Annotated in this window: 23 protein-coding genes; 17 read left to right on the forward strand and 6 right to left on the reverse strand. The window is 62.6% G+C overall.

Features of this window, described 5'->3' with window-relative positions:
* The first annotated feature begins 87 nt into the window (after positions 1–87).
* Positions 88–1,221 (forward strand): PQQ-dependent sugar dehydrogenase, encoded by a 1,134-nt coding sequence (locus Q1B16_RS13465; protein WP_299789488.1) that lies wholly within the window; start codon positions 88–90, stop codon positions 1,219–1,221.
* 38 nt (positions 1,222–1,259) lie between these two features.
* On the opposite strand, the gene Q1B16_RS13470 is transcribed toward Q1B16_RS13465, so the two are convergent.
* Together Q1B16_RS13470 and Q1B16_RS13475 are read right to left on the reverse strand one after the other, a co-directional pair.
* Positions 1,260–2,150, reverse strand: a complete 891-nt coding sequence (locus Q1B16_RS13470; protein WP_299789491.1) for a cation diffusion facilitator family transporter — start codon at positions 2,148–2,150, stop codon at positions 1,260–1,262.
* 142 nt (positions 2,151–2,292) lie between these two features.
* Positions 2,293–3,297 carry a GlxA family transcriptional regulator gene (locus tag Q1B16_RS13475; RefSeq protein ID WP_299789494.1) on the reverse strand — a complete coding sequence of 335 codons (1,005 nt, stop codon included), beginning with the start codon at positions 3,295–3,297 and terminating at the stop codon, positions 2,293–2,295.
* Between the two features lie 170 nt (positions 3,298–3,467).
* Here Q1B16_RS13475 and Q1B16_RS13480 point away from each other — a divergent pair, with 170 nt between their 5' ends.
* Positions 3,468–4,838 carry a class II 3-deoxy-7-phosphoheptulonate synthase gene (locus tag Q1B16_RS13480; RefSeq protein WP_299789497.1) on the forward strand — a complete coding sequence of 457 codons (1,371 nt, stop codon included), beginning with the start codon at positions 3,468–3,470 and terminating at the stop codon, positions 4,836–4,838.
* Between the two features lie 48 nt (positions 4,839–4,886).
* Here the strand turns inward: Q1B16_RS13480 and Q1B16_RS13485 are convergent, their stop codons facing one another.
* Positions 4,887–5,474, reverse strand: coding sequence for a PAS domain-containing protein (locus Q1B16_RS13485; RefSeq protein ID WP_299789500.1), 588 nt, complete (start codon positions 5,472–5,474; stop codon positions 4,887–4,889).
* A gap of 169 nt (positions 5,475–5,643) precedes the next feature.
* Here Q1B16_RS13485 and Q1B16_RS13490 point away from each other — a divergent pair, with 169 nt between their 5' ends.
* The 7 genes from Q1B16_RS13490 to tsf all read left to right on the forward strand — a co-directional run bounded on the left by Q1B16_RS13490 (position 5,644) and on the right by tsf (position 12,928).
* A complete protein-coding gene (locus Q1B16_RS13490; RefSeq protein WP_299789503.1) occupies positions 5,644–6,534 on the forward strand; it encodes a YicC/YloC family endoribonuclease in 891 nt (296 codons plus the stop codon).
* A 3-nt stretch (positions 6,535–6,537) separates the two neighbouring features.
* A complete protein-coding gene (gene gmk / locus Q1B16_RS13495; protein ID WP_299789506.1) occupies positions 6,538–7,179 on the forward strand; it encodes a guanylate kinase in 642 nt (213 codons plus the stop codon).
* Entirely contained in the window at positions 7,176–7,703 is a 528-nt protein-coding gene (locus tag Q1B16_RS13500) for a gamma carbonic anhydrase family protein (protein WP_299789509.1), read from the forward strand. Before gmk ends, Q1B16_RS13500 begins: the two co-directional genes overlap by 4 nt.
* Before the next feature lie 89 nt (positions 7,704–7,792).
* Positions 7,793–9,094, forward strand: a complete 1,302-nt coding sequence (locus Q1B16_RS13505) for a HupE/UreJ family protein (RefSeq protein ID WP_299789513.1) — start codon at positions 7,793–7,795, stop codon at positions 9,092–9,094.
* 229 nt (positions 9,095–9,323) lie between these two features.
* A complete protein-coding gene (locus tag Q1B16_RS13510; RefSeq protein ID WP_299789516.1) occupies positions 9,324–10,964 on the forward strand; it encodes an ABC transporter substrate-binding protein in 1,641 nt (546 codons plus the stop codon).
* 214 nt (positions 10,965–11,178) lie between these two features.
* The gene (rpsB, locus tag Q1B16_RS13515; protein WP_299789519.1) at positions 11,179–11,964 is read left to right on the forward strand and encodes a 30S ribosomal protein S2; all 786 of its coding nucleotides are present in this window, start codon (positions 11,179–11,181) and stop codon (positions 11,962–11,964) included.
* A gap of 88 nt (positions 11,965–12,052) precedes the next feature.
* Positions 12,053–12,928, forward strand: coding sequence for a translation elongation factor Ts (gene tsf, locus Q1B16_RS13520; protein WP_299789522.1), 876 nt, complete (start codon positions 12,053–12,055; stop codon positions 12,926–12,928).
* 388 nt (positions 12,929–13,316) lie between these two features.
* Here the strand turns inward: tsf and Q1B16_RS13525 are convergent, their stop codons facing one another.
* On the reverse strand, positions 13,317–14,597 hold the full coding sequence (locus tag Q1B16_RS13525) for an ArgE/DapE family deacylase (RefSeq protein ID WP_299789525.1): 1,281 nt from the start codon (positions 14,595–14,597) through the stop codon (positions 13,317–13,319).
* A 331-nt stretch (positions 14,598–14,928) separates the two neighbouring features.
* Between Q1B16_RS13525 and Q1B16_RS13530 the strand changes: the two genes are divergently transcribed.
* From Q1B16_RS13530 to phoB, 6 genes are all read left to right on the forward strand, one after another.
* Positions 14,929–15,969, forward strand: coding sequence for a substrate-binding domain-containing protein (locus Q1B16_RS13530; protein WP_299789907.1), 1,041 nt, complete (start codon positions 14,929–14,931; stop codon positions 15,967–15,969).
* A gap of 88 nt (positions 15,970–16,057) precedes the next feature.
* Positions 16,058–17,530 (forward strand): phosphate ABC transporter permease subunit PstC, encoded by a 1,473-nt coding sequence (gene pstC, locus Q1B16_RS13535; protein ID WP_299789528.1) that lies wholly within the window; start codon positions 16,058–16,060, stop codon positions 17,528–17,530.
* A complete protein-coding gene (gene pstA / locus Q1B16_RS13540) occupies positions 17,527–18,849 on the forward strand; it encodes a phosphate ABC transporter permease PstA (RefSeq protein ID WP_299789531.1) in 1,323 nt (440 codons plus the stop codon). Before pstC ends, pstA begins: the two co-directional genes overlap by 4 nt.
* Before the next feature lie 15 nt (positions 18,850–18,864).
* On the forward strand, positions 18,865–19,665 hold the full coding sequence (gene pstB / locus Q1B16_RS13545) for a phosphate ABC transporter ATP-binding protein PstB (RefSeq protein ID WP_299789534.1): 801 nt from the start codon (positions 18,865–18,867) through the stop codon (positions 19,663–19,665).
* A 4-nt stretch (positions 19,666–19,669) separates the two neighbouring features.
* Positions 19,670–20,386 (forward strand): phosphate signaling complex protein PhoU, encoded by a 717-nt coding sequence (gene phoU, locus Q1B16_RS13550; protein ID WP_299789537.1) that lies wholly within the window; start codon positions 19,670–19,672, stop codon positions 20,384–20,386.
* A gap of 6 nt (positions 20,387–20,392) precedes the next feature.
* Positions 20,393–21,082 (forward strand): phosphate regulon transcriptional regulator PhoB, encoded by a 690-nt coding sequence (phoB, locus tag Q1B16_RS13555; protein WP_299789540.1) that lies wholly within the window; start codon positions 20,393–20,395, stop codon positions 21,080–21,082.
* Positions 21,083–21,151: 69 nt separating this feature from the next.
* Here the strand turns inward: phoB and Q1B16_RS13560 are convergent, their stop codons facing one another.
* Together Q1B16_RS13560 and Q1B16_RS13565 are read right to left on the reverse strand one after the other, a co-directional pair.
* The gene (locus Q1B16_RS13560; RefSeq protein WP_299789544.1) at positions 21,152–22,201 is read right to left on the reverse strand and encodes an ATP-binding protein; all 1,050 of its coding nucleotides are present in this window, start codon (positions 22,199–22,201) and stop codon (positions 21,152–21,154) included.
* Positions 22,198–23,379 (reverse strand): aminotransferase class I/II-fold pyridoxal phosphate-dependent enzyme, encoded by a 1,182-nt coding sequence (locus Q1B16_RS13565; protein ID WP_299789909.1) that lies wholly within the window; start codon positions 23,377–23,379, stop codon positions 22,198–22,200. The genes Q1B16_RS13560 and Q1B16_RS13565 overlap by 4 nt, the downstream gene beginning before the upstream one ends.
* Positions 23,380–23,513: 134 nt before the next feature.
* Here Q1B16_RS13565 and Q1B16_RS13570 point away from each other — a divergent pair, with 134 nt between their 5' ends.
* Together Q1B16_RS13570 and Q1B16_RS13575 are read left to right on the forward strand one after the other, a co-directional pair.
* The gene (locus Q1B16_RS13570; protein ID WP_299789547.1) at positions 23,514–24,401 is read left to right on the forward strand and encodes a PfkB family carbohydrate kinase; all 888 of its coding nucleotides are present in this window, start codon (positions 23,514–23,516) and stop codon (positions 24,399–24,401) included.
* 1 nt (position 24,402) lies between these two features.
* Entirely contained in the window at positions 24,403–25,323 is a 921-nt protein-coding gene (locus Q1B16_RS13575) for a pseudouridine-5'-phosphate glycosidase (RefSeq protein WP_299789550.1), read from the forward strand.
* The last annotated feature ends 39 nt before the right edge of the window (positions 25,324–25,362 follow it).

Below are 25,362 nucleotides of genomic sequence, written 5' to 3' on the forward strand. Positions count from 1 at the left end.
CGCCGCTCACGTCCGCGTCAGCGTGCTTGCCGCTGGGGAAGCTGTGCCCATATCCAGAGGAGCGAAATCGTTTCGGAGATGTGATCCATGAAAACCACCCGCCGCCTGTCCTTGTCGCTGTCTTTCCTGCTCGCGCTCGCTCCGCTGACCCCGGCCATCGCGCAGGTCAGCTCGGAAACGGTGCAGACCGACGCCGGGTCGATGCAGGTGTCCGCCGTGGTGACGGGGCTCGACACGCCGTGGGCTTTCGGATTTTTACCGGATGGTAAAATCGTGCTGACGGAGCGCGAAGGCGCGGTGCTGTTGGTCACGCCGGGAGAGGGTGTCGTGACCCTCGGCAACCCGCCCGAGGTCTTTCCCGACGGGCAGGGCGGTCTCCTCGATGTGCTGGTCCCACGCGATTTTGCGCAAAGCCGGACGCTGTTTTTCACCCATGCCAAACGGCAAGGGCGCGGCAGCGGCACGGCCGTGACGAAGGCGGTGTTGAGCGCGGACGGCACCTCGCTCACCAATCACCAGACGATTTTCGAGATCGCCCCCGGCTCAAGCGGCGGCCGGCATTTCGGGTCACGGCTGGTCGAAGCGCCTGATGGCACGTTGTTCGTCACGGTTGGGGACCGCGGGTCCGACGACACGGCGCAGGACCGCAGCCTGCATAACGGATCGGTGTTGCGTATCACCAAAACTGGCGACGTGCCCTCGGACAACCCGTTCGCCAGCACGGATGGCGTGCAGCCCGAGATCTGGTCCTACGGTCACCGCAACCCGCAAGGCGCGGCGCTCGATGCAAGCGGCCAGCTTTGGATCAACGAGCACGGCGCGCGGGGCGGTGACGAGGTGAACCGCGTTGAGAAAGGGGCCAATTACGGTTGGCCCGTGATCTCTTACGGGCGTCACTATTCGGGTCGCGCCATCGGCGAAGGCACATCCAAGCCGGGGATGGAGCAGCCGGTCACCTATTGGGACCCGTCCATCGCGCCGTCGGGCATGGCCTTCTATACCGGTGGGCCAATTGGGAGTTGGAACGGCGATATGTTCGTCGGCTCGCTCAAGTTCGATTACATCTCGCGGCTCGAAGGATCGCCCCTGCGCGAGGTCGAGCAGATCAAGGGAGACAGCACGCAGCGCGTGCGCGACATCCGTATGGGACCGGATGGCAACCTGTGGTTCCTGAGCGTGGGCAACGGGGCGTTGTATCGGATGTCGGCAGTCGGATCCTGACAGACCGACCAGGCAACGACGAAACGGCACCTGACTCGTTAATCGAGCACGACGATCCCGGTGTGTTTCTGTTTGTGCTCAGGCTCCACATGGATCGTCACCCGACTGTCTGGCACGGCTTTGCCGATGGCCGCTTCTATCCGGTCGCAAATTTCGTGTGCGTCGAACACCGTCATCTCGCCCGGGACCACGAGGTGAAACTCGACGAAAGTCACCTTGCCGGCATGGCGGGTGCGCAGGTCGTGCGCTTCGACCGCGCCATAAGCCTTCTCCGAAATCGCCTCGCGGATCTGCGCCAACCTCGTGTCGGGCACCGCTTCGTCCATCAGACCGCTGAGCGACTCCTTCACCACCCGTGAGCCTGACCACAGGATGTTGACCGCGACCAGCGCGGCCATGATCGGATCGAACAGCCACCAGCCGGTCATGAAAGCGACCAATACGCCCACCACGACACCGACCGACGTCAGCACGTCCGTCCACAGGTGTTTGCCATCCGCAACAAGAGCAGGCGATTTCAAGGCCCGCCCCCGACGGACCAGGACCGTCGCCCAGACCGCGTTCAGCGCAGTGGCCGCGCCGTTGATCAAAAGCCCTTCGATCGGGGCATCAAGCGCACGGGGGGACATCAGCCCGTCATAGGCTTCGCGCAGGATAAAGAGCGCGGCTATGATGATCATCACGCCCTCCAACACGGCGCTGAAGAATTCGGCCTTGTGATGTCCGAACGGGTGGTTGGCATCGGCAGGGCGCTGCGCCACTTGGATGGCGATCAACGCGGCGAAGGCAGTCGTCAGGTTCACCGTGCTTTCCAGCGCATCCGACAACAGCGCCACCGACCCGGTGATCCACCATGCCAATGCCTTGAGCCCCAGCACGACAACGCCCACAATCAGGCTTCCCAGAGCGAGTTTGATCGCGGCGGACATGGCTTTCCCCTTTGGATGGGGGCGCTTTACAGGGTGCTGGCCGACCACTCAAGCCTTTGATTTTGCGGATGATACTGACTTGCAACTGGCGCGGCGCGACTTGCGGCGACACGGTTTGACTTCTGTTCGATGGAAAGCCGCGTCAGACCGAAAGCCGTGACGCATGCGCGCCACGTTCGCGGTAAGGTGTGGTCTCGTAATGCGCGCGATAGCATTTGGAGAAATGCGACGGCGATGCAAAGCCGCAGGCCAGGGCCACGTTGATGACGCTCATATCGGTCTGCATCAGCAGGTTGCGCGCCTTTTGCAGGCGCAGTTCCATGTAATACCGCTTCGGGCTGCGGTTCAGATAGCGGCGGAACAGCCGTTCGAGCTGGCGCGTGGACATGCCGACATCCTGCGCGAGGATCGACGGGCTGATCGGTTCCTCGATATTCTGCTCCATCATCTGGATGACCTTGCTCAGCTTCGGATGTCGCACGCCGATGCGGGTCGGCACCGACAGGCGCTGCGTGTCCTGATCGGTGCGGATGGAGTTGTAGATCAGCTGATCCGCCACCGCGCCGGCCAATTCCTCGCCGTGATCGTCGGCGATGATCTTGAGCATCAGGTCCACCGACGCGGTGCCGCCGGCGGTGGTGATGCGGGTTCCGTCAACGACGAAGATCGACTTCGTGAGGTTCACCTCGGGAAATTCTTCAGAGAAGCTGTCCTGGTTTTCCCAGTGAATCGTGGCGCGCTTGCCGTCGAGCAGACCGGCGGTCGCCAGCGAATAGGCGGCGGTGCACAGCCCGCCGATGGACAGACCGCGCCGGGCCTCACGGCGCAGCCAGTTGATGATGCGTTTGGTCGTGGCACCCTGCACGTCGATGCCACCGCAGAGCAGCACCACATCATCGCGGTTCAGTTCGATCAGATCGGAATCGAGCCGAAAGGATACCCCCGCCGAGCAGGTGATCTCCTCGCCGCCTTCGCCGATGATGGTCCAGTCATAGAGTTTCCGGTTCGCCATGCGGTTGGCGATGCGCAGGGATTCCACGGCGGCGGAGAAGCACAGCATGGTGAATTCAGGCAACAGAACGAAGACAAACCGGCGCGGTTTGCTGGGAACGTGATCCAATTCGACGGTTTGGCGCGTGGGTAGCATGTGAATTCCGACCTTCGTCTGTGCTCTTCGGCACGTTGCGGGTCACAAGGTCAGAACTGACGCGCCGGGTCAAGCGTTCGGGGCCAATTCGTCACTGGTCAGACCGGGCCGGTTTCGCTATAGCGGGTCCGCTAACGCTAACTTACGTGGATGATACCGGAGTAGAGACGATGACCGAGTGGCAAAAATCAGGCTGGCGCGCGAAACCGCGGGTACAGATGCCTGACTATACGGATCAGGCAAAGCTGGAGGCTGTGGAGGCCCAGCTGTCGAAGTATCCGCCGCTCGTTTTTGCAGGCGAGGCGCGCAAGCTGAAGAAAGAACTTGGGGCCGCATCGCGCGGCGAGGCGTTCCTGCTTCAGGGCGGCGATTGTGCCGAAGCGTTCGACCAATTCAGCGCCAACGCGATCCGCGACACGTTCAAGGTGATGTTGCAGATGGCGATGGTCCTGACCTTTGGCGCCAAGGTGCCTGTGGTCAAGGTGGGTCGCATGGCGGGCCAATTCGCCAAGCCGCGCTCTGCGCCGACCGAAGTGGTGGATGGCATGGAGCTTCCGAGTTACCGCGGTGACATCATCAACGAACTGGCTTTCACGCCCGAGGCGCGGATCCCCGATCCGGCCAAGATGCTGCAAGCCTACACCCAGGCGGCGGCGACGCTGAACCTGTTGCGCGCGTTTTCAACCGGCGGCTATGCCGACGTGCATCAGGTCCACCAGTGGACGCTTGGCTTCACGGATCGCGAGGAATCCGAGAAATACCGCGACATGGCGAACCGGATCAGCGACACGCTTGATTTCATGAAGGCGGCAGGCGTCGACAGTGACCGCGCGCATACGCTGGCCACGGTGGATTTCTACACCAGCCATGAATCGCTGCTGCTTGAGTATGAAGAGGCACTGACCCGCCAGGATTCGACCTCGGGCAAGTGGCTTGCTGGGTCCGGTCACATGATCTGGATCGGCGACCGCACCCGTCAGCCCGACGGCGCGCATGTGGAATTCGCGCGCGGTGTTCTGAACCCGGTGGGGCTCAAGTGCGGGCCGACGACGACTGCCGAGGATCTCAAGGTGCTGATGTCCAAGCTCAACCCCGAGAACGAGGCGGGCAAGCTGACCCTGATCGCGCGGTTCGGTGCGGGCAAGGTCGGCGAACACCTGCCGCGTCTGATCAAGGCCGTGGCCGAAGAGGGCGCGAACGTCACCTGGGTCTGCGACCCGATGCACGGCAACACGATCAAGTCGTCCACGGGCTACAAGACCCGTCCGTTCGATCTGGTCCTGCGAGAAGTGCGGGAATTCTTCGGCATCCACAACGCCGAAGGCACCGTCCCCGGTGGCGTGCATTTCGAGATGACCGGTCAAGATGTGACCGAATGCACCGGAGGTGTCCGGGCGGTGAGCGAGGAAAATCTGAGCGACCGCTACCACACAGCCTGCGATCCGCGCCTCAATGCCTCTCAGTCGCTGGAGCTCGCGTTCCTCGTGGCCGAAGAGCTGACGTCGCGCCGCGAGGCGCAGCTTGCCGCCAAGGCGGGCTGATCTTTTTATCATCATGCGGAAAGGGCGGTCCATCGGGCCGCCCTTTTTTCATGTGTTGTCGATGACGAGCCGCAGATGCCCGGTCTGCCTTGGGCGCGCGGGAACGGTGCAGTTGGTCCACGGTGTTTCCCGCATATCTGTGACATCAAATCGGCTGAGGTGATTGCCGCCGCCGCTCGTCGCGACAAAGGCGCCAAGAAGATGTCCCACCTCACCCCGCGCGCCGAGCAAGGGATAAAGCCGGAGCGTCGCAGTCGCGGTTTGGCCGGTCCGATCCGGGCGGGTGCCCAGCGTCAACTCCAGCAAGAGCCGGCCTGCAAAACATCGCGCCAGTGCCGCGTCGAGGGTCGCACGGGAACCATGATGCAGAAGTGTCGACAGCGGCAGACCTGCAACTTCGGTTCCCACCACGCCGCTGATCGCACCTCCGGCCACGCGGAACCGCGCGTGCGATCTGCCGACCCGGTCGGCGATGAACGCGAATTCCAGCGCGTCCTGGATGGCGGCCGGATCGACCTCAGCCCGTTTGGGCAGATCGCCCCGCACCGCAAGGCCGTGCCAGTAGCTGTCCAACTCTTGCAGGGCACGGTGGCCGTGCTGCTTCAGGCGTTCCTCGACCAAGAATTCGGGCGTCATCTTCATCCGTTCCCATGCACCAGTACCGACCGATGACTACCACATTCTTGCCGCAATTCCGTCCCAAATCTTAACGAATGGTTAACATCTGCGGCGCGCTCCAGCGCTTGCATCGGCGCGGCACAGCGCGTAACCCAACCCCCGACGACGGGGGAGCGGGAGAGACCTGATGCGCCAATCCATGACGGGCTTTGCCTCGGGGCAGGGGGAGGCGTTGGGCCTGACCTGGTCCTGGGACCTGCGCAGCGTCAATGCCCGCGGCCTCGACATCCGGGTGCGCGTTCCCGACTGGATCGACGGTCTGGAACAGGCGCTGCGGACGCTCATCACCAAACGTCTTGCACGGGGCAGCGTCACCGTATCCTTGCGGCTTCAGTCGAACGGCACCGAGGCGGTTCAAGAGCTGAACGAGGCACAGCTGGACCGCGTGCTCACTGCCATGATGCGGATCGAAGCCGAGGCGATGGCGCGCGGCCTGTCGCTCACCGCGTCCTCGGCGGCGGATCTGATCACGGTGCGCGGCGTGATGGACAGCGCTCAGCAGCAGACCGATCCTGCCGAGATCCGCGCAAAGCTTTTGGCGGATTTCGAACCGGTGCTCGACAGCTTCATCGCTTCACGCCGCGCCGAAGGAACAGCATTGGTCGCAGTTCTGACAGGCCAAGTGGATCAGATCGCCGATCTGGTATCCCGCGCTGCCGATGTCGTCGAGGCGCGCAAGGACGAACAGGCCGAGCGGATGCGCGCCGCGTTGGCCCGTGTGACCGATGCGCAAGAGACGGTGGACGAGCAGCGCGTCGCGCAGGAACTGGCGCTGATCGCCGTCAAGGCGGATGTGACCGAAGAGATCGACCGTCTGCGCACCCATATCGATGCCGCGCGCGTCCTTTTGCAGGCCGATGGCGCGGTGGGACGCAAGCTGGATTTCCTGATGCAGGAATTCAACCGCGAGGCCAACACACTGTGTTCCAAGGCGCAATCGGCGCAATTGACCGCCGTCGGGCTGGAGTTGAAAACGGTGATCGAACAGATGCGCGAGCAGGTTCAGAATGTGGAGTGAGACATGACCCAGAGACGCGGATTGCTCATCATCCTGTCGTCGCCTTCGGGGGCCGGGAAAACCACCCTGTCGCGGCAGCTTCTGGAGTGGGACACAAGCCTGAGCTTTTCGGTCTCGGCCACCACCCGCGCCCCGCGCCCCGGCGAGGTGGATGGGGAGCACTATCACTTCCTCAGCGAAGACGCCTTCAAGCGCGACGTGAACAACGGTGACATGCTCGAACATGCGCATGTCTTCGGAAATTTCTACGGCAGCCCGCGCAAGCCCGTGCAAACCGCGATCGACGCGGGCAATGACGTGCTTTTCGACATTGACTGGCAGGGCGCGCAGCAGATCGTCAATTCGTCGCTCGGACCGCACACGCTGTCGATCTTCATCCTGCCACCCTCCATCGCCGAGCTGCGCCGCCGGTTGGAAAGCCGGGGACAGGACAGCCCCGAAACCATCGGCAAGCGGATGCTGAAAAGCTGGGACGAGATCAGCCACTGGGGCAGCTACGATTACGTGCTGGTCAATGACGATCTGGACCGGACCTTCGCCGATCTGCAAACCATCGTCACCGCCACCCGCCTCCGCCGCCTCCAACAGCCGGGGCTCGTGGATCACGTGCGCAAACTCCAACAGGAATTCGAGGAACTGACATGACGCTTTACGCATTGGACGGCATCGTACCGGAACTGGCCGTGGACACGTGGATCGCGCCCGACGCGAACCTCATCGGCCGGGTGATCGTGGAAGAGGCGGCGAGCGTCTGGTTCTGTTCGACGCTGCGCGGTGACAACGAGGCGATCACCCTCGGTGCCGGCAGCAACATTCAGGAAAACTGCGTGCTGCACACCGATATGGGTTATCCGCTGACCATCGGCAAAGGCTGCACCATCGGCCACAAGGTCATGCTGCACGGCTGCACGATCGGTGACAACTCCCTGATCGGGATGGGGGCGACGATCCTGAACGGTGCCAAAATCGGCAAGAACTGCCTGATCGGGGCAGGGGCGCTCATCACCGAGGGCAAAGAAATCCCCGACGGCTCTCTGGTGATGGGGGTTCCGGGCAAGGTTGTCCGCGAACTCGACGATGCCGCCATCGAGGGCCTGCGCAAAAGTGCGCTCGGCTATCAGGCCAACATGCGCCGCTTCCGTGCCGGGCTGAAACCGATAACGTCCTAGTCGTGAAGATAAAATCGGGCGTCGGACTTGATCCCCGCTGCGACAGAGCCAGTCTTTTGGCGACGAACACCGGGTTGAAGGGGTACATCATGAAAGCCATCTGGGCGCTTTGCGCATCGTTCCTGTGGATCACGGCCGCGGTCGCGCACGAAGTCCGCCCGGCCATCGGTGATCTCGAGGTGGTGGACGGTCAAGTCCAGATGACCCTGACGCTCAACGGTGAAGCGATCGTCGCCGATGTGAGCCTCGAAGGGATCGAGAACACCGACGCGCTCGATGCGTCGGACGAGGTGGATCGCCTGCGCGCGCTCGAACCGGACGCCCTGCGTGCCGAGCTTGAGCCCAGAATGCCGGATTTCGTCAACAGTCTGGATGTCACCGCTGGTGGAGAACCTGTGCCTCTGACCGTCACCGGTATCGACGTCGGTGAGGTCGGCAATACGGACCTGCCGCGCGACACCGTCTTGCAGATCGCTGGCCCGCTTCCCGACGGCGCCGAGACGATCAGCCTGACCTGGCCCGCGGCCTACGGTGCGCTGGTGCTGCGCCAGCAAGGTGTCGAAGAGCCCTATACAGGCTACCTCGAAGGCGGCCAGAGCAGCGGCGACATCCAACTTTCGGGCGGTGATGAGGCCAGCGGCTGGGCGACCTTCGCCACCTACATCCCGGTCGGTTTCGACCACATCTTGCCCAAGGGTCTGGATCACATCCTGTTCGTCCTGGGCCTGTTTTTTCTGTCGACACGCTTCGCGCCGCTTTTGTGGCAAGTGACGTCCTTCACTCTGGCCCACACGATCACCCTCGCGATGGCGGTTCTGGGAATTGTGTCGGTTCCCGGCAGCATTGTGGAGCCGCTCATTGCCGCATCCATCGTCTATGTTGCGGTCGAGAACATCGTGTCGGACAAGCTGCAACGCTGGCGACCCATCGTGATCTTCGGCTTTGGGCTGTTGCACGGGCTAGGATTTGCCAGCGTTCTTGGCGAATTCGGTCTGCCGGACGGGCAGGTCATCCCGGCGCTGATCGGTTTCAACATCGGGGTAGAGCTTGGACAGCTGACCGTGATCGCGCTTGCCTTCATCCTGGTCTGGTACGCGATCAAGGTCGACCGCGGCGAGGCCGATGTCGCGCCTGCGCAAGGGCTTTACGCGGTTTTGGCACTGGTCTTCGTGGGGCTTGGTTTTGCCATGAACACACCCGCGTTCGTCGAGATCATGGGAGCATCGGCGATGGTGTTCTTCTGGCCACTCGCCGCGCTGTCGGTGCTCTGCGCAGTCTCCGCCACTTTGGTGGATCAACTCGATGCCTACCGCCGCTACGTGGCCGTGCCGGCGTCCGCCGCCATCGCCTTGGTGGGTGCGTATTGGTTCGTTGAACGGGTGTTCCTGTAAGGCGCGTTTCCGGTCGCAGACAAACTTTTGAGGCGCAGTCACATTCAAACCTGCCCGGTCGCGCCGCGTGCTTGGGCGGGCCAATCGTGCCTAGCTCGTGTCGTTTTCGGTTGAAAGCGTCGGAATTGGGCTACGTTTTTCTACGAACCGGACGCGGTGAATGTGCCCGGTTCGCTCGACAGACGATCAACGATGCCGCCGCTTTCTTCTCCAAAACAATGGTACGCCAATGCAGTTTTCCAAATCCGTCCACCCCGCAGCTAGAACCTATGCGACCGAAGTCGCCGCAGGCACCTTGTCGCGGCGCGAATTCCTGACGCGGGCGACGGCGCTCGGTGTGTCCGCCGCCACCGCCTACGGCCTTCTCGGGCTGTCGCGACCGGCGAAAGCGGCAGGCCATGCCCAATCGGGCGGGACGATGCGGATCGAATCCCGGGTCATGGCGCTCAAGGATCCGCGCAGCTATGACTGGCCGCAGGTGTCGAATTTCACACGCGGGTATCTGGAATATCTCGTGAAATACGAGACCGATGGCAGCTTCACCCCGATGCTTCTGGAAGGCTGGAGCGCCAACGAAGATGCAACCGAATACACGCTGAATGTCCGGCCCGGCGTCACCTGGAGCAACGGCGATCCGTTCACCGCAGAAGACGTGGCCTTCAACATCAGACGCTGGTGCGACACGGCGGCCGAGGGCAATTCGATGGCCGCCCGCCTCGGGTCGCTCATCGACGAGGGCACAGGCCAGGCCAGGGACGACGCGATCACGGTGGTGGACGACACCACGGTGCGCCTCTCTTTGTCGAGCCCCGACATCACCATCATTGCCGGGTTCTCTGACTATCCAGCCGCCATCGTGCACCAAAGCTTCAACGGCGACCCGCTTGATAATCCCATTGGCACCGGTCCGTACCTGCCCGGCGATTACGATGTCGGCGTCAAAGCGGTGCTGGAGCGGAACGAAAACCATCAATGGTGGGGTGAGGGCGCATATCTTGACCGGGTGGAGTTCATTGATTTCGGAAGCGAGCAATCGGCCATCGTCGCTGCGGTGGACGCGGACGAGGTCGATATGGTTTACGAATCCATCGGGGATTTCTCGCTCTTGCTCGACGGGATCGGGTGGGACAAATCCGAAGCGGTGACAACGGCCACGGTTTGCATCCGTCCGAACCAGCAGGCCGAGGTCGATGGCGTGACCCCCTATGCCGATGCACGCGTGCGCAGGGCGCTGGCGCTTGCCATTGACAACAACGTGTTGCTCGAACTCGGCTTCTCCGGCAATGGGCGCGTTGCCGAGAACCACCATGTGTCCCCGCTGCATCCCGAATACGCGGAATTGCCGCCCCCCGTCTACGATCCCGAGGCGGCCCGTGCGCTCATGGAAGAGGCTGGCATGGCCGATTTCGAACACGACCTCATCTCTATCGACGACACCTGGCGCAAGAACACCTGCGACGCCGCTGCCGCGATGCTCCGGGATGCGGGGATCAACATTTCTCGCACGGTCCTGCCGGGATCGACCTTCTGGAATGACTGGACCAAATATCCGTTCTCGGCCACGGATTGGGCGCACCGACCGTTGGGCGTGCAGACGCTTGTTCTTGCGTACCGATCCGGTGCGACGTGGAACGAAACGGCGTTTTCGAACGACGAATTCGATGCGCTCTTGGCCGAGGCCATGTCGATCGCCGATGCTGACGCCCGCCGCGACGTCATGGCCAAGCTGCAAAAGATCATGCAAGACGAAGGTGTCGTGGTCCAGCCGTATTGGCGGTCCATCTACCGGCACCACGCGCCGGACGTGGTTGGTGCCGAAATGCACCCGGCCTTCGAGATCGAGGTGGCGAAGCTCGGTTTTGCGGCCTGACCGATTTCTTCTTTCCTGACTGAGCCCGAGCGCGGTCCACTGCGCTCGGGCCACCCGCCCGGAAGGGCTTGCGCCTCGCCCGAACCCCCGCTATACGCGCGCCACTGACACCACAGGCGGGGTCGGGCCTTTGGGGGAGACATCCCCAAACGTCCACCGGTTGGCCACACGGCTGATACCCCCGCTGAGGATTGAAACCGGAAAGGAAACGACAATGGCTCTTCCAGAGTTCACATTGCGCCAACTGCTTGAAGCAGGCGTACACTTCGGCCACCAGACGCAGCGTTGGAACCCCCGCATGGGCGAGTTCATCTACGGCGCGCGCAACGGCATCCACATCATGGACCTCACGCAGACCGTTCCGATGCTCGACGCAGCATTGAATGTGATCCGCGAAACCGTGGCCAAGAACGGCCGCATCCTTTTCGTCGGCACCAAGCGTCAGGCCCAGCAGCCCATCGCCGAAGCCGCCGAGAAATGCGCACAGTATTACATGAACCACCGTTGGCTCGGCGGCACGCTGACCAACTGGCAGACCGTCTCCAAATCGATCCAGCGCCTCAAGCAGATCGACGAGCAGATGGAGCAGGGCGCCGAAGGCCTCACCAAGAAAGAGCGTCTGGGCATGGAGCGCGAGCAGGGCAAACTGCAAGCGTCGCTTGGCGGCATCCGCGAAATGGGCGGCGTGCCGGACCTGCTTTTCGTTATCGACGTCAAGAAAGAAGCGCTGGCCGTGGCTGAAGCCAACAAGCTGGGCATCCCGGTCGTCGCGGTTGTCGACACCAACTGCTCGCCCGATGGTGTGGATTACATCATCCCGGGCAACGACGACGCCGCACGTGCGATCAGCCTGTATTGCGATCTGGTCTCGCGCGCTGCCCTCGACGGCATGACCGCACAAATGGGCGCCGCAGGCGTTGACCTGGGTGCACTCGAAGACGCGCCGGTCGAAGAGGTCGTCGAAGAGGCGAAAGCCGCAGAAGACGCGCCCGCACAGTAAGCGCCACCGCGCCGTTATACAGATATGACAGGGCAGGGCGGTCATTTGGCCGCCCGGGACGCCCGACAGATAATGAGGAGAGCCGAACATGGCGATCACAGCAGCACTCGTGAAGGAACTGCGCGAAATGACCGGCGCAGGCATGATGGATGCCAAGAAGGCGCTGGTCGAGAACGACGGCAACATGGACGCCGCCGTTGACTGGCTGCGCACCAAGGGCCTCGCCAAGGCCGCCAAGAAATCCGACCGGACCGCAGCCGAAGGGCTTGTCGCGGTCAAGGTTGACGGCGGCAAGGGCGTAGCTGTCGAAGTGAATTCGGAAACCGATTTCGTCGGCAAGAACGCTGAATTCCAGGCGATGGTCGATGCCATCTCCGCGGCCGCTCTGACCGCAAGCGATGTCGAAGACCTGAAGTCCAAGGACATCGGCGGCAAGACCGTTCAGGACACCATCACCGACAAGATCGCGACCATCGGCGAAAACATGTCGCTGCGTCGCATGGCGTCGATCGAAGGCACGCAGGTCGTGTCCTACGTTCACAACGCCGCTGCGGATGGCATGGGCAAGATCGGCGTTCTCGTGGCGCTTTCGGGCGAAAACGAAGCGTTCGGCAAGCAGGTCGCGATGCATATTGCGGCAGTGAACCCGGCATCCTTGTCTTCGGCTGATCTTGATCCCGCCGTGATTGAAAAAGAACGTCAGATCCAGATCGACATCGCACGTGAGTCGGGCAAGCCCGAGCAGGTGATCGAGAAGATGATCGAAGGCCGCATGAAGAAATTTCTCAGCGAAGTCACGCTGTTGGGCCAATCCTTTGTGATCAATCCTGACCTGACGGTCGAGGCCGCTGCAAAAGAAGCAGGTGTCGAAATCACCGGCTTCGTACGTCTCGAAGTTGGCGAAGGCATAGAGAAGGTTCAGGAAGATTTCGCAGCCGAAGTGGCCAAGGCCGCACAAGGCTAAGTTTCTGTAAAATTGAAAAAATAAAGCGGCGCTGTTGAAATGAACAGCGCCGCTTTTTTGCGGGAGCAATGGACCGGCACCATTTTGGGGATGATGCGGTCCCTTGATCGGTGCAGACAAATCACCCGGGACAGGTCTTTCGTCATGACACGCGTCAAGCGTCTTAGAAACGGAACCCGCAGCGCCCTCGAAATATAAGAGATGCGGGTCCCATGTTCCTTGGCTGAAATTGCCACCACTCACGGAACCCACACATCATGCCAATTTACGCTGGGTCAAGGAAGGGTGGAGATAATGACCACACAGTTTTTTCACGCTTGCGAATATTACATAATACTGATTATAAGAATTTTGTATCGACATATAGTAGCATACGAACAATGCCCCCCTATATCTTTTTTGTCCCGCACCATTCAGCAATGAATAACGCCATAGCGACCGTAACGCGCTTTAGCGAGGACACGCTCACCCGTTCATCAAATCCGTGGATGTTCTCCGAGATCGGTCCGTAGCACAGCGACGGGATATCGTTATACAGACGGTACACCCGACAATCGAGGTAGCCCGGCGTCGTAAAGCTTTGCAGTGGTTTGCCCGTCGCCGCGCGGTGCGCGCGCTCCAGAACGGCCTCGGCATCAGAACCAGGCTCCTGCACATAGCCTTCTGCAAAGAACCCATTGAACGTGATTTTCGTTGGCGTCTCAGAGAGATAGAGATCGTTCTTCGCAAACTGCGCGATACGCGCTTCGATCTCTGCGGCAGCATCTGCCGCCTTGATGCCGGGGTAAATCGCGATGCGGCACTGGATGCGGCACCAGGCCGGCACCGAGGATCCCCAATCGCCGCCTTCTATTTGTCCGATATTCAGATTAATTGGGTGATCCAAGTCACGGAAATACTTGTGATTATGGCGTTCGGCATTCCAGGCCTCCTCAAGCTCGCGCAGGCTGGCAATCACTCGATACGCGGCGTCAATGGCGTTTGCGCCCGCGCCCATTTCACGGACATGAACCGGCCTGCCGCGCAACTCCACTTCGAACCAGAGTGTCCCCACATTGGCCCGTACCAGCATTTCTTCCTCTGGCTCAGGGATCAGCACGGCATCCGCGCTGTGCCCCTTGAGATAGGTCATCAAGGCGCCATTGCCGGTGGATTCTTCTTCCACGACAGACTGGATTTCCACCCGTGCCGCCGGGGTCAGTCCGGCCGCTTTGAGTGCGTCCATCGCAAAGATCATCGCAGCGTGCCCGGCTTTCATGTCCGCGCCCCCGCGCCCGTAGAGCCAATCGCCCTCTAGGGTCGGCTCGAACGGCGGAAAGCGCCACATTTCGGTTGGGCCTGTGGGGACTACATCGGTGTGAGCCTGTAAAATCAGAGACTTGCCGTGCGTTGTTGATGGAACGTGCGTGCCGATCACGATGGGAGCCGTGGAATGCGCGGCACTGAATTTTCCGCCGCCCTCATGCGCTTCGATCGCCGCGCGGTCCATGTCGAACCGCGTCATGGCGTATCCACGCTGATCGAGCGCATCATACACAAAGGCCTGCACATCGTGCTCCTGCCCTCGTGTCGATGCAAACCGCATCAGGTCTTGGGTGAACGCGAGCTGCCGGTCAAACCCATCGTGAACCGCCTTGGTTATGGCGTCTGTGACGGCGTCTTCGAGCATTGCTGCCCACCTTTCGTTTTCGGCGTGTGACCGACAGTGTGCGATTCTCCGGTCTACGGATCAAGACGTTACAATCGGGTGCGATTTGGACGGAACCACAGCACAAACGCTCCCGAGCAACGGATCCATTCGCCAATTTACCCAAAGTCAAACCGTAAAAATGTATATTAAAAACAGATACATACAGGTTTTCTTATCATCGATCCCAATCCACAGCGCCACTGTCATAAAACCGTTACGCAACTGTCACAAAAGCATGTCCGAACAAGGTTAGACCATCGCCAACGGTCATCAGGGGGATGGCCGAGAGATATCCAACCGAGGAGCTGACATAATGTCCGTTAAACTCTCTGCATCGGCGCTCGCAATCGCTGCCGTATCCGCAACGTCCGCACTGGCGCGTGACAACGTGCAGATCGCCGGGTCGTCCACCGTCCTGCCCTACGCGTCCATCGTGGCCGAAGCGTTCGGCGAAAACACTGATTTCCCGACGCCGGTCGTCGAATCCGGCGGTTCGTCGTCGGGCCTCAAGCGCTTCTGCGAAGGTGTCGGCGAAAACACCATCGACATCGCGAACTCGTCCCGCCCGATCCGCGAAGCGGAGATCGCGGCCTGCGCCGAAAACGGCGTGACCGACATCATTGAGGTCCGCATCGGTTATGACGGCATCGTCTTCGCCTCGCAGCAATCCGGCCCGGATTTCAACGCGTTCGTGCCCGCCGACATCTACAATGCCATCGGCGCACAGGTCATGAAGGACGGCGCTCTGGTCGAGAACGACTACCAGACCTGGTCCGAATTCAACGGCGATCTGCCCGATGCCGAGATCGCCATGTTCATCCCCGGCACCAAGCACGGCACCCGGGAAGTCTTCGAAGAGCAGGTTCTGCTGGCAGGCTGCGAAGCCACCGGCGCGATGGAAGCGATGATCGCGGGCGGCATGTCCGAGGACGACGCCGAAGATTCCTGCCTCGACGTGCGTCAGGATGGCAAGTCGGTCGATATCGACGGCGATTACACCGAGACCCTCGCGCGCATCGACGCCAACACCAACGGCATCGGCGTGTTCGGCCTCGCGTTCTACGAGAACAATACCGACAAGCTGAAAGTGGCAACGATGTCCGGTGTGGCTCCGTCCACCGAAACCATCGCATCGGGCGAATACCCCGTGTCCCGCCCGCTGTTCTTCTACGTCAAGAAAGCCCATATCGGCGTGATCCCGGGCCTCAAGGACTTCGCGCAATTCTTCGTCGCCGATGAGCTGGCCGGCCCGAACGGCCCGCTTGCGCAATACGGCCTGGTCTCCGACCCCGAGCTTGCCAAGACGCAGCAGGCCGTGGCTGACGAAAAGGTCATGGGCGCGGATTTGTGATCCGCTTACCCACCGAAACACTCCGAAGGCGGCTGATGGGCCGCCTTCGCCTTTATCGAACCATCCGTTCAACGATCCTGGGGACCTCATGACGCTGCTCTGGCTTTTCCTGATCACGCTCGCGATTGCCGCCGGGGCGTTCGTCCTTGCTCGCAGCCGTGTCCTGGCACAGTCGGGGCAGGACCGACGCAAACTGCATTCGCTCCCGGTCTATTACGGCAGCAACGCCGCAATGAAGTCCGCGATCCCTGCCCTGCTGGTCCTCGTAATCTGGCTCATCGCGCAGCCCTTCGTGGTGAACAACGCGGTCTCCGGCATGATTTCTGATAGCGCGATTGCCGACAATTCCTCGCGTGGTCTGGTCTTGGCCGAAGTCCGTCGCGCGGCGGACGGGCTGGATCTCGCGGTCGCGTCGGGCGCGCTGACAGCCGATCAGGCCACGGATCCGCAATCCGATTTCGAGACCGTAACCAGCGCCATCGAAGAGTCCGGGGCCATCCTGACCTCGCAAATCACCGAACCGGTCCTGCGCGCCGCCCAGGCCTTTCGCGCCATGACCGCGACCGGGAAGCGGCTCATGGCCGGTGTCGTACTGCTGATCGCTGCCCTTGGCGCGCTCTGGGGCCTGCGGGAGACCTCGCCGGAGTTTCGCGCCCGCAACGTGGTCGAACAGGGCGTGCGCGCCCTTCTCATCGCCGCGGCGTCCATCGCCATCCTCACAACGCTGGGCATTGTCCTGTCGCTGGTCTTCAACACGATCGAGTTCTTCCGCCTTTACCCGGCCTCCGAGTTCTTCTTCGGCACCAATTGGGCGCCCAGCTTTTCGGGGCGTGGCGGCGCGTCGGACCTTGGCATCCTGCCGCTCCTGTGGGGTACGTTCTATATTTCCATCGTCGCGCTGATCGTGGCCGTTCCCATCGGCCTTTTCGCCGCGATCTACCTGTCGGAATACGCAAGCCCCCGGCTGCGCGCCATCGCCAAGCCGATGCTCGAAGTGCTCGCGGGCATCCCGACCATCGTTTACGGCCTCTTCGCCTTGCTCACGGTCGGCCCGCTGCTGGTCAGCGTGTTCGGTGACGAGGGCCTTGGGTGGATGCAGGCGGGGACGGCCGTGATGACGGCGGGCCTGGTCATGGGCATCATGCTCATCCCCTTCGTGTCCTCATTGTCGGACGACATCATCAACGCGGTGCCGCAATCCATGCGCGACGGTTCATATGGGTTGGGAGCCACGCAATCGGAAACCATCCGGCAGGTGGTTTTGCCCGCCGCCCTGCCCGGCATTGTCGGTGCGATCCTGCTGGCCGCCAGCCGCGCCATCGGTGAGACCATGATCGTGGTGCTGGGCGCCGGCGCTGCAGCGCGCCTGTCGCTGAACCCGTTTGACGCCATGACCACCGTGACCGCCAAGATCGTGTCGCAGCTGACGGGCGACTCGGACTTCGCATCGCCCGAGGCCTTGGTCGCCTTTGCCCTCGGCATGACGCTCTTCGTCATCACGCTCGGGCTCAATGTCTTCGCCCTCTACATCGTGCGCACATACCGGGAGCAGTACGAATGACCGACGCAAGCATGGACAGCGCCCCGACGAAGGGCCGCCTCACCACCGTCGACGCCCGCACGAAAAAGCGCAACGCCGCTGAAAAGCGGTTCAAGGCCTATGGCCTGACCGCGATTCTCATCGGGCTTTTCTTCCTCGTCGTCCTGGCCGTATCGATCCTGCGCTCCGGACTTCCGGCCTTCACCCAAGCGAATGTGCAGGTGGAGTTTACCCTCAGCCAGGACGAGTATGACGCCGCCGAAGGCCAGATGCTCAAGACCAAGGCCTACGAAAACCTGTTCATCGCTGCCCTGGAAAACCAGCTTGAAGAACGTGGGCTCGAGGTCGATTTCGACGCCGCCGCCATCGAACGCCTGCTGGGCAAGACCGGTGGCACGATCCGTGAGTTCTTCCTGGAAAACCCGGACCGGATCGGGACACCCGTGACCTTCGACCTTGCCGCGTCGTCGCGCGTGGATGGCTATCTCAAGGGCCGTGTGACCCGTGAGTCCGTCGTCGACAGCCGCTTCCTGATGGTCAGTGACCTTGATCTGGTCGATGCCCTACGGGACGCCGGAATCATCACGTCCGGGTTCAACTGGAACTTCATCACCGGATCGGATTCCGGCGTCGACAATCCCGGCGGTGCGGGCATCGGCGTGTCGGTGATCGGGTCGTTCTTCATGATGCTGGTCGTATTGGCGTTGTCTTTGCCCATCGGTGTCGCTGCGTCGATCTACCTTGAGGAATTCGCCCCGCAAAACTGGTTCACCGACCTGATCGAGGTGAACATCTCGAACCTTGCCGCTGTGCCGTCCATCGTGTTCGGCATCCTGGGTCTCGCGGTCTTCATCCAGTTCATGCACCTGCCGCAATCGGCCCCGCTTGTGGGTGGTCTGGTGCTGACGCTGATGACCCTGCCCACCATCATCATTTCGACCCGCGCGTCGCTGAAATCGGTGCCGCCGTCGATCCGCGAAGCGGCTTTGGGCGTCGGCGCCTCCAAGATGCAGACGGTGTTCCACCACGTCCTGCCCCTGGCCGCCCCCGGCATCCTGACAGGCACCATCATCGGTCTGGCGCAGGCGTTGGGCGAGACCGCCCCCCTGCTGTTGATCGGCATGGTCGGCTTCATCGCACGGGCCTATCCCGAAGGTGTGGCCTCGGGTTTCATCGACCCGAACTCGGCCATGCCCGCGCAGATCTACACTTGGGCCTCGCGCGCCGATCCCGGATTTTACGAGAAAGCCTGGGGTGGGATCATCATCCTTCTCATCTTCCTTCTGACGATGAACATCATCGCGATCATTCTGCGCCGCCGCTTCGAGCGCCGCTGGTAATCAGGACCCCGCCCCATGTACGATGCGACTTACGACACCACACAGGAGACGGCCGTGACTGACGTCAAAATCAAAGCCAAGGACGTGCAGGTCTATTACGCCGACAACCACGCCATCAAGGACGTCTCGGTCGAGATCGAGGACAAGACCGTGACCGCCTTCATCGGCCCGTCGGGCTGTGGCAAATCCACCTTCCTGCGCTGCATCAACCGGATGAACGACACCATCGACATCTGCCGGGTCGAGGGCGATATCCTGATCGACGGTGACGACATCTATGACAAGCGTGTGGATCCGGTGCAACTGCGCGCCAAGGTGGGCATGGTGTTCCAGAAACCCAACCCCTTCCCCAAGTCGATCTACGACAACATCGCCTACGGCCCCCGGATCCATGGCATGGCCCGCAACAAAGCCGAACTGGACGAGATCGTGGAACGCGCCCTGCGCCGCGGTGCCATCTGGGACGAGGTGAAGGACCGGCTCCAGGCGCCGGGCACTGGCCTGTCGGGTGGTCAGCAACAGCGGCTCTGCATCGCCCGCGCCGTGGCGACCGAACCCGAGGTGTTGCTGATGGACGAGCCCTGTTCGGCGCTCGACCCCATCGCCACCGCACAGGTCGAGGAACTGATCGACGAGCTGCGCCAGAACTACGCCGTTGTGATCGTGACCCACTCCATGCAGCAGGCCGCGCGCGTCAGCCAGAAGACCGCGTTCTTCCATCTCGGGCATCTCGTGGAATACGACGACACCTCCAAGATTTTCACCAACCCCGAAGACAGCCGCACCGAAAGCTACATCACCGGACGGATTGGATAAGACCGTGAGCCAGGAACATATCTCAAGCGCCTTCGACCGCGATCTCGAAGGCATTCAGGCCCGTATCATGAAAATGGGCGGTCTGGTCGAACAGGCCATTCTCGACTCCGCGCAGGCGCTCGACACCCGCGATCAGGAACTCGCCGACAAGGTGCGCGCCGGGGACAAGGCCATCGACGAACTCGAAGAGCTTTTGAACGAGGAGGCCGCCCGCGTCATCGCCCTGCGCGCCCCCACCGCCATCGACCTGCGCGTGATCCTGTCGGTGATGCGCATGAGCGCCAATCTCGAACGGATCGGCGATCTGGCCAAAAACCTCGCCAAGCGCAACGCGGTGCTGATGACGATGCCGAACATCAGTGGTTCGACCGCCCAGCTGCGCCGCATGTCGCGCGACGTGCAGCTGATGCTCAAGGACGCGCTCGACGCCTATATCCAGCGCGACGAAAAGCTGGCCGCGAACGTGATCGAACGGGACGTGGACATCGACCAGATGTACAACACGCTGTTCCGCGAATTCCTGACCTTCATGTTGGAAGACCCGCGCAACATCACGCCCTGCATGCACCTGCATTTCATCGCCAAGAACGTGGAACGCATGGGCGATCACGTGACCTCGATCGCTGAACAGGTGGTGTTCCTTGTCACCGGCGAAAAACCCGACGAGCCGCGCCAGAAGGACGACAACACGTCGACGGACGCCGCCTTGTCGCGGGGATAAACCATCATGAACATCGCGCCACCCACAGTATTGGTCGTCGAGGATGAACCTGCCCAACGCGAGGTTCTTGGTTATAATCTCGAGGCCGAGGGGTTCCGCGTCGCCAAGGCTGAAAACGGCGAAGAGGCGTTGCTGCTTGTGGACGAGGAACAGCCCGACATCATCGTGCTGGACTGGATGCTGCCCAACGTTTCAGGCATCGAGGTGTGCCGCCAACTCAAGACCCGGTCCGACACGCGCCATGTCCCGATCATCATGCTGTCGGCCCGATCCGAGGAAGTGGACCGCGTGCGGGGGCTGGAAACCGGAGCGGATGATTACGTCATCAAGCCCTATTCCGTGGTCGAATTGATGGCCCGTGTCCGCGCGCAACTGCGCCGCACCCGCCCGGCGGCAGCCGGTTTGCGGCTTGAATACGACGACATCGTGCTGGACTCCGAGACCCACCGCGTCACCCGTGACGGGGCCGAGATCAAGCTGGGACCCACCGAATTTCGTCTGCTGACAACGCTGATGGAAAAGCCGGGCCGTGTCTGGTCGCGCGAGCAATTGCTGGACCGCGTCTGGGGCCGCGACATCTATGTCGACACAAGAACGGTGGACGTTCACATCGGCCGATTGCGCAAGTCGCTCACCCAAGGTGGCGGAACCGATCCGCTGCGCACGGTGCGCGGCGCGGGGTATGCGCTGGGGTAAGTGCCCGGTTCGACAGATGATGCGTCAACGCATCGTCAGGTTTCCGTCGACGGAAACAATCCCTTTGCCTCAGTCCTGCCTTCCGTCCAGCGGCAGAATGACGGTAAACCGCGTTCCCTTGCCAAGCTCGCTCTCGACCTGCAACCGTCCGCGATGGCGGTTGACGATGTGCTTGACGATCGCCAGCCCCAACCCGGTCCCGCCCAGTTCGCGCGACCGGTGACTGTCTACCCGATAAAACCGCTCGGTCAGACGCGGCAGGTGCACCGCGTCAATTCCCGGCCCGGTATCGCTCACCTCGATCCGCACCCCCTGCCCGCGCAGACGGCTCTCGTACTCCGCTGCCCCAAGGCTCAGGCTGACGGCGCTGCCGCGCCCGGAATACTTGATCGCGTTCTCCACGAGATTGGTCAGCACCTGCCGCAACTGATCCGCGTCACCCGGAACCGTCACCGGTGCGTCAGGCAGGTGAAGCGACAGCGCGATCCCGGCCTCTTCGGCCAGATGCGCAAGGCTGTGCCGTGTCTGTTCCAGAACCGATCCCAGGTCCACAGGATCGACCGGCCGCACACGCTCGTCCGCCTCCACACGGCTGAGCGACAGAAGGTCCGACACCAGTCGGTTCATCCGCTCCGCCTCGGCCCCCATGATGCCCAGGAATCGCTCCTGCGCCTTGGCATCGTTGCGCGCCGGGCCTTGCAGCGTTTCGATAAAGCCCAGAAGCGCCGTCAGCGGCGTGCGCAGCTCATGGCTCACATTGGCCACGAAATCCCGCCGCATCTGGCCCGCCTGCTCCATCGGCGTGATGTCCTCGAAGGACACGAGGACACCGCGCCGACCCGCCATCGGCACCGCGCCGCAGGTCACGCGGTAGGTGGTGTCGTGCTGGCCTTCGGTCGTCAGAAACCGGGTCTCGCGCTTTTCCCCGTCGCGCTGCACCTGCTCGATGGTGTCAAGCAGGCTGGGCTGGCGCAACGCGGTGATGAAGTGCCGCCCCTCGATATTCTTGCCAAGCAGGGTTTCCGCCGCCGCATTGACCGCGAAAATCCGTTCATCCGGCGCGATCAGAACGGCCGGAATGCCCAGCACCGACAGGATATCGCGGGGGGTTGCGGTCATTTGGCGGCAGCCACCGCAGCCAGCCCTGCATCGAACGCCGCGATCAGCGCGTCTGGGTCTTCGAGGCCGACAGACACGCGGAAGAACCCTTCGGTCATGCCCAGCTTGGCGCGGCCCTCCGGCGTCAGCGCGCGGTGGGACGACGACGCCGGGTGTGACAGCGTCGTGCCCACATCGCCCAATGTCGGAGCAAAGGCGATCTGGTCCGCACCCTTGGTGAAGGCATTGGCCTCGGCCCGTCCGCCATCCAGTTCGAAACTCACCATATTGCAGCCACGCCCTTGCAGCAGCCCCTGCGCGCGGGCGCGGTCCGGGTGATCGGGGCGTGTCGGATAAAGCACGCGCTTGACCAGCGCCTGCCCCGCGAGGTGATCCGCCAGCCGCGCCGCCGTCGCTTCGGCCCGATCAAAGCGCAAGTCGAAGGACATGAGCCCACGTTCCGCCAGCCAGCAATCGAACGGGCTGGGTGTCATGCCGGTGGTCACGGCGAAATCGTAGATCGCCTTGGCGTGTTCGGCCTGCCGCGTCGCGACCCAGCCCAGGGTCACGTCGGAATGCCCGGCCAGCAGCTTAGTCACCGAATGCAGCACCACACCCGCGCCCAACTCGAACGGCTTGACCGCGCGCGGCGTGGTGAAGGTGTTGTCCACCACCAGAAGCACGCCCTTCTCGCGGCAGAGATCCGCAATCCCCTGCACATCGGCGATCCGCAGCGTCGGGTTCGACACCACCTCGATCAGCACCAGCCGGGTGTTGGGCTGCAATGCGGCCGCAACCGCCGACACGTCGGTCGGATCGGCAAGCGTTGTCTCGATCCCCAGCCGGGGCAAATCGTCCCGCATCATCCGCAACGACCGCCCATAAAGCTGGTCGCCCCCGACCACATGATCCCCGGCCTTGCACAAACCCAGCAACACCGCCGTCACCGCCGCCATGCCCGACCCAAGCACCAGACCGGGCTGCGGTGCCGCCTCCATCGCGTCGATCCGGCGCGCCAGCACATCGGCGTTGGGATGTCCCTCGCGCGCATAGGTGTAGCCCGCGGCGCGTCCCTCGTACTGGTCATCCAGTCGGTCGGGTGTCTCGCTGGCGTAAACAACCGAGGGCATGAGCGGCGTCACCACCGGGGTCGACGCGCTTTCGGGCAGCCCGCCGGGGCGCATCAGGGTCCGTTTCATCATTGTTGCAAGTCTCCGTCCAATTCTTGACCGCAGCCCTGCCACAAAGCGCAGGCCGCAACAATGGGCGGCGCAACGGCAGGTTTCGCAACCCCGCTCTTGCACCAACCGCGCGGGCGCGCGATGAAAGCCGCATGACTGATCGCCCCGACATCCTGTGCATCGGCTCCGTCCTCTGGGACGTGATCGGCCGCTCCGACCGCCACATGAAAACCGGCAGCGATGTGCCGGGCCACATCACCCGCCTGCCCGGCGGCGTGGCTTTGAACATCGCGATGACTCTGGCGCGGTTCAATCTCCGCCCGGCCCTGCTTTCTGTGGTGGGACGCGATGCGGAAGGCGACGAGCTTGTCACCGCCTGCGACCGGCTGGGGCTGATCACCCGGCATCTCTATCGCTCCGAAGACCTGCCGACCGATCAGTACATGGCCGTCGAAGGCGCCAACGGTCTGATCGCCGCCATTGCCGACGCGCATTCGCTGGAGCAAGCGGGCGACAAGATCCTGCGCCCCCTGATCGAAGGCCCGCTCGGGTTCATCGAGGCACCGTTTCCCGGCCCGATCGCGCTGGATGGCAACCTGACGGAATCGCTGCTGGACCAGATCGTCCGGCACCCGGCTTTCTCCAAGGCCGACCTGCGCATCGCGCCCGCCTCCCCGGGCAAGGCCGAACGCCTCCTGCCCTTTATCCGAAACGGCCACGGAGTGCTCTACGTCAATCTCGAGGAAGCCGGTTTGCTGTGTCAGACCGAATTCGAAAGCGCCCCCCAGGCCGGAGCCGCCCTTGTCGAACGCGGGGCCGCCCGCGCGCTGGTGACCGATGGCGGCAACGTCACCTGCGACGCCACCCGCGACGGCATTCTCGCCGAACGTCCCCCCGAGGTGATGGTCACCCGCGTGACCGGCGCGGGCGACACCTTCATGGCCGCCCATATCGCATCCGAACTGCGCGGTGCCGACCGCCCCACCGCGCTGCACCGCGCCCTTGCCACAGCCGCGTCCTATGTCGCCGGAGGATCCTGACATGACCACCACCCTGCCCCTCGACATCTCTCCCGCCGTTCAGGCCGCGCTTGACGCGCACCGGCCCGTGGTTGCGCTGGAATCGACGATCATCACCCACGGGATGCCCTGGCCGCAGAACCTCGAAACCGCCCGCGCGATCGAAGCCACCGTGCGCGAGGGCGGCGCGGAACCGGCCACCATCGCCGTGATCGAAGGACGCCTTTGCGTTGGCCTGAGCGCCGATCAGCTCGAAGCACTGGCACAGGCCAAACAGGTCGCGAAGCTCAGCCGCGCCGACATGGCGGTCTGCATCGCCAAAGGCGGCACGGGCGCCACCACCGTCGCGGCCACGATGATCGCCGCGCATCTCGCGGGCATCAAGGTCTTCGCCACGGGCGGCATCGGCGGCGTGCATCGCGGCGCGGACCAAAGCTTCGACATCTCCGCCGACCTTCAGGAACTGTCGCAAACCCCTGTCACCGTGGTGGCCGCAGGGGCGAAAGCCATCCTCGACCTGCCCAAGACGCTCGAAGTGCTCGAAACCCTGGGCGTGCCGGTCATGGCCTATGGTCAGGACATGCTGCCCGCCTTCTGGTCGCGCGCATCCACCCTCAAGGCCCCGCTGCGCGCCGACAGCCCGGCAGAAATCGCGAAGGCCCATGTCATGCGCGCCGCCCTCGGCCTGCCGGGAGGGCAACTGATCGCCAACCCGATCCCCCCCGAAGCCGAGATCCCGCATTCCGAGATCCACCCGATCATCACCCGCGCCACAAAGGACGCCGAAACCCACGGCATCGCGGGCAAGGCGCTCACGCCCTATCTCCTGCAGCGCATTTTTGAACTGACCGAGGGCCGTTCGCTCGATGCCAATATCGCGCTGGTGCTGAACAACGCCCGGCTCGGTGCGCAAATTGCACAGGAATTGACATCTCTGCGGTGAAAAACCGACCGCCACAGCGCCTGCCCATTGTAGACCGTG

Origin of the sequence: uncultured Marivita sp. (assembly GCF_947488135.1) — a bacterium.
GTDB lineage: Bacteria > Pseudomonadota > Alphaproteobacteria > Rhodobacterales > Rhodobacteraceae > Marivita.

What these genes read in the sequence shown, in the direction of transcription:
- Q1B16_RS13510 (WP_299789516.1), top strand. Translation starts at nt 9,324, where the DNA reads ATGCAGTTTTCCAAATCCGTCCACCCCGCAGCTAGAACCTATGCGACC.
- tsf (WP_299789522.1), top strand. Translation starts at nt 12,053, where the DNA reads ATGGCGATCACAGCAGCACTCGTGAAGGAACTGCGCGAAATGACCGGC.
- Q1B16_RS13560 (WP_299789544.1), bottom strand. Translation starts at nt 22,201, where the DNA reads ATGACCGCAACCCCCCGCGATATCCTGTCGGTGCTGGGCATTCCGGCC.
- Q1B16_RS13525 (WP_299789525.1), bottom strand. Translation starts at nt 14,597, where the DNA reads ATGCTCGAAGACGCCGTCACAGACGCCATAACCAAGGCGGTTCACGAT.
- pstB (WP_299789534.1), top strand. Translation starts at nt 18,865, where the DNA reads ATGTACGATGCGACTTACGACACCACACAGGAGACGGCCGTGACTGAC.
- Q1B16_RS13465 (WP_299789488.1), top strand. Translation starts at nt 88, where the DNA reads ATGAAAACCACCCGCCGCCTGTCCTTGTCGCTGTCTTTCCTGCTCGCG.
- pstA (WP_299789531.1), top strand. Translation starts at nt 17,527, where the DNA reads ATGACCGACGCAAGCATGGACAGCGCCCCGACGAAGGGCCGCCTCACC.
- Q1B16_RS13575 (WP_299789550.1), top strand. Translation starts at nt 24,403, where the DNA reads ATGACCACCACCCTGCCCCTCGACATCTCTCCCGCCGTTCAGGCCGCG.
- Q1B16_RS13490 (WP_299789503.1), top strand. Translation starts at nt 5,644, where the DNA reads ATGCGCCAATCCATGACGGGCTTTGCCTCGGGGCAGGGGGAGGCGTTG.
- gmk (WP_299789506.1), top strand. Translation starts at nt 6,538, where the DNA reads ATGACCCAGAGACGCGGATTGCTCATCATCCTGTCGTCGCCTTCGGGG.
- Q1B16_RS13470 (WP_299789491.1), bottom strand. Translation starts at nt 2,150, where the DNA reads ATGTCCGCCGCGATCAAACTCGCTCTGGGAAGCCTGATTGTGGGCGTT.
- Q1B16_RS13565 (WP_299789909.1), bottom strand. Translation starts at nt 23,379, where the DNA reads ATGAAACGGACCCTGATGCGCCCCGGCGGGCTGCCCGAAAGCGCGTCG.
- Q1B16_RS13505 (WP_299789513.1), top strand. Translation starts at nt 7,793, where the DNA reads ATGAAAGCCATCTGGGCGCTTTGCGCATCGTTCCTGTGGATCACGGCC.
- Q1B16_RS13500 (WP_299789509.1), top strand. Translation starts at nt 7,176, where the DNA reads ATGACGCTTTACGCATTGGACGGCATCGTACCGGAACTGGCCGTGGAC.
- Q1B16_RS13480 (WP_299789497.1), top strand. Translation starts at nt 3,468, where the DNA reads ATGACCGAGTGGCAAAAATCAGGCTGGCGCGCGAAACCGCGGGTACAG.
- rpsB (WP_299789519.1), top strand. Translation starts at nt 11,179, where the DNA reads ATGGCTCTTCCAGAGTTCACATTGCGCCAACTGCTTGAAGCAGGCGTA.
- Q1B16_RS13485 (WP_299789500.1), bottom strand. Translation starts at nt 5,474, where the DNA reads ATGACGCCCGAATTCTTGGTCGAGGAACGCCTGAAGCAGCACGGCCAC.
- pstC (WP_299789528.1), top strand. Translation starts at nt 16,058, where the DNA reads ATGACGCTGCTCTGGCTTTTCCTGATCACGCTCGCGATTGCCGCCGGG.
- phoB (WP_299789540.1), top strand. Translation starts at nt 20,393, where the DNA reads ATGAACATCGCGCCACCCACAGTATTGGTCGTCGAGGATGAACCTGCC.
- Q1B16_RS13475 (WP_299789494.1), bottom strand. Translation starts at nt 3,297, where the DNA reads ATGCTACCCACGCGCCAAACCGTCGAATTGGATCACGTTCCCAGCAAA.
- Q1B16_RS13570 (WP_299789547.1), top strand. Translation starts at nt 23,514, where the DNA reads ATGACTGATCGCCCCGACATCCTGTGCATCGGCTCCGTCCTCTGGGAC.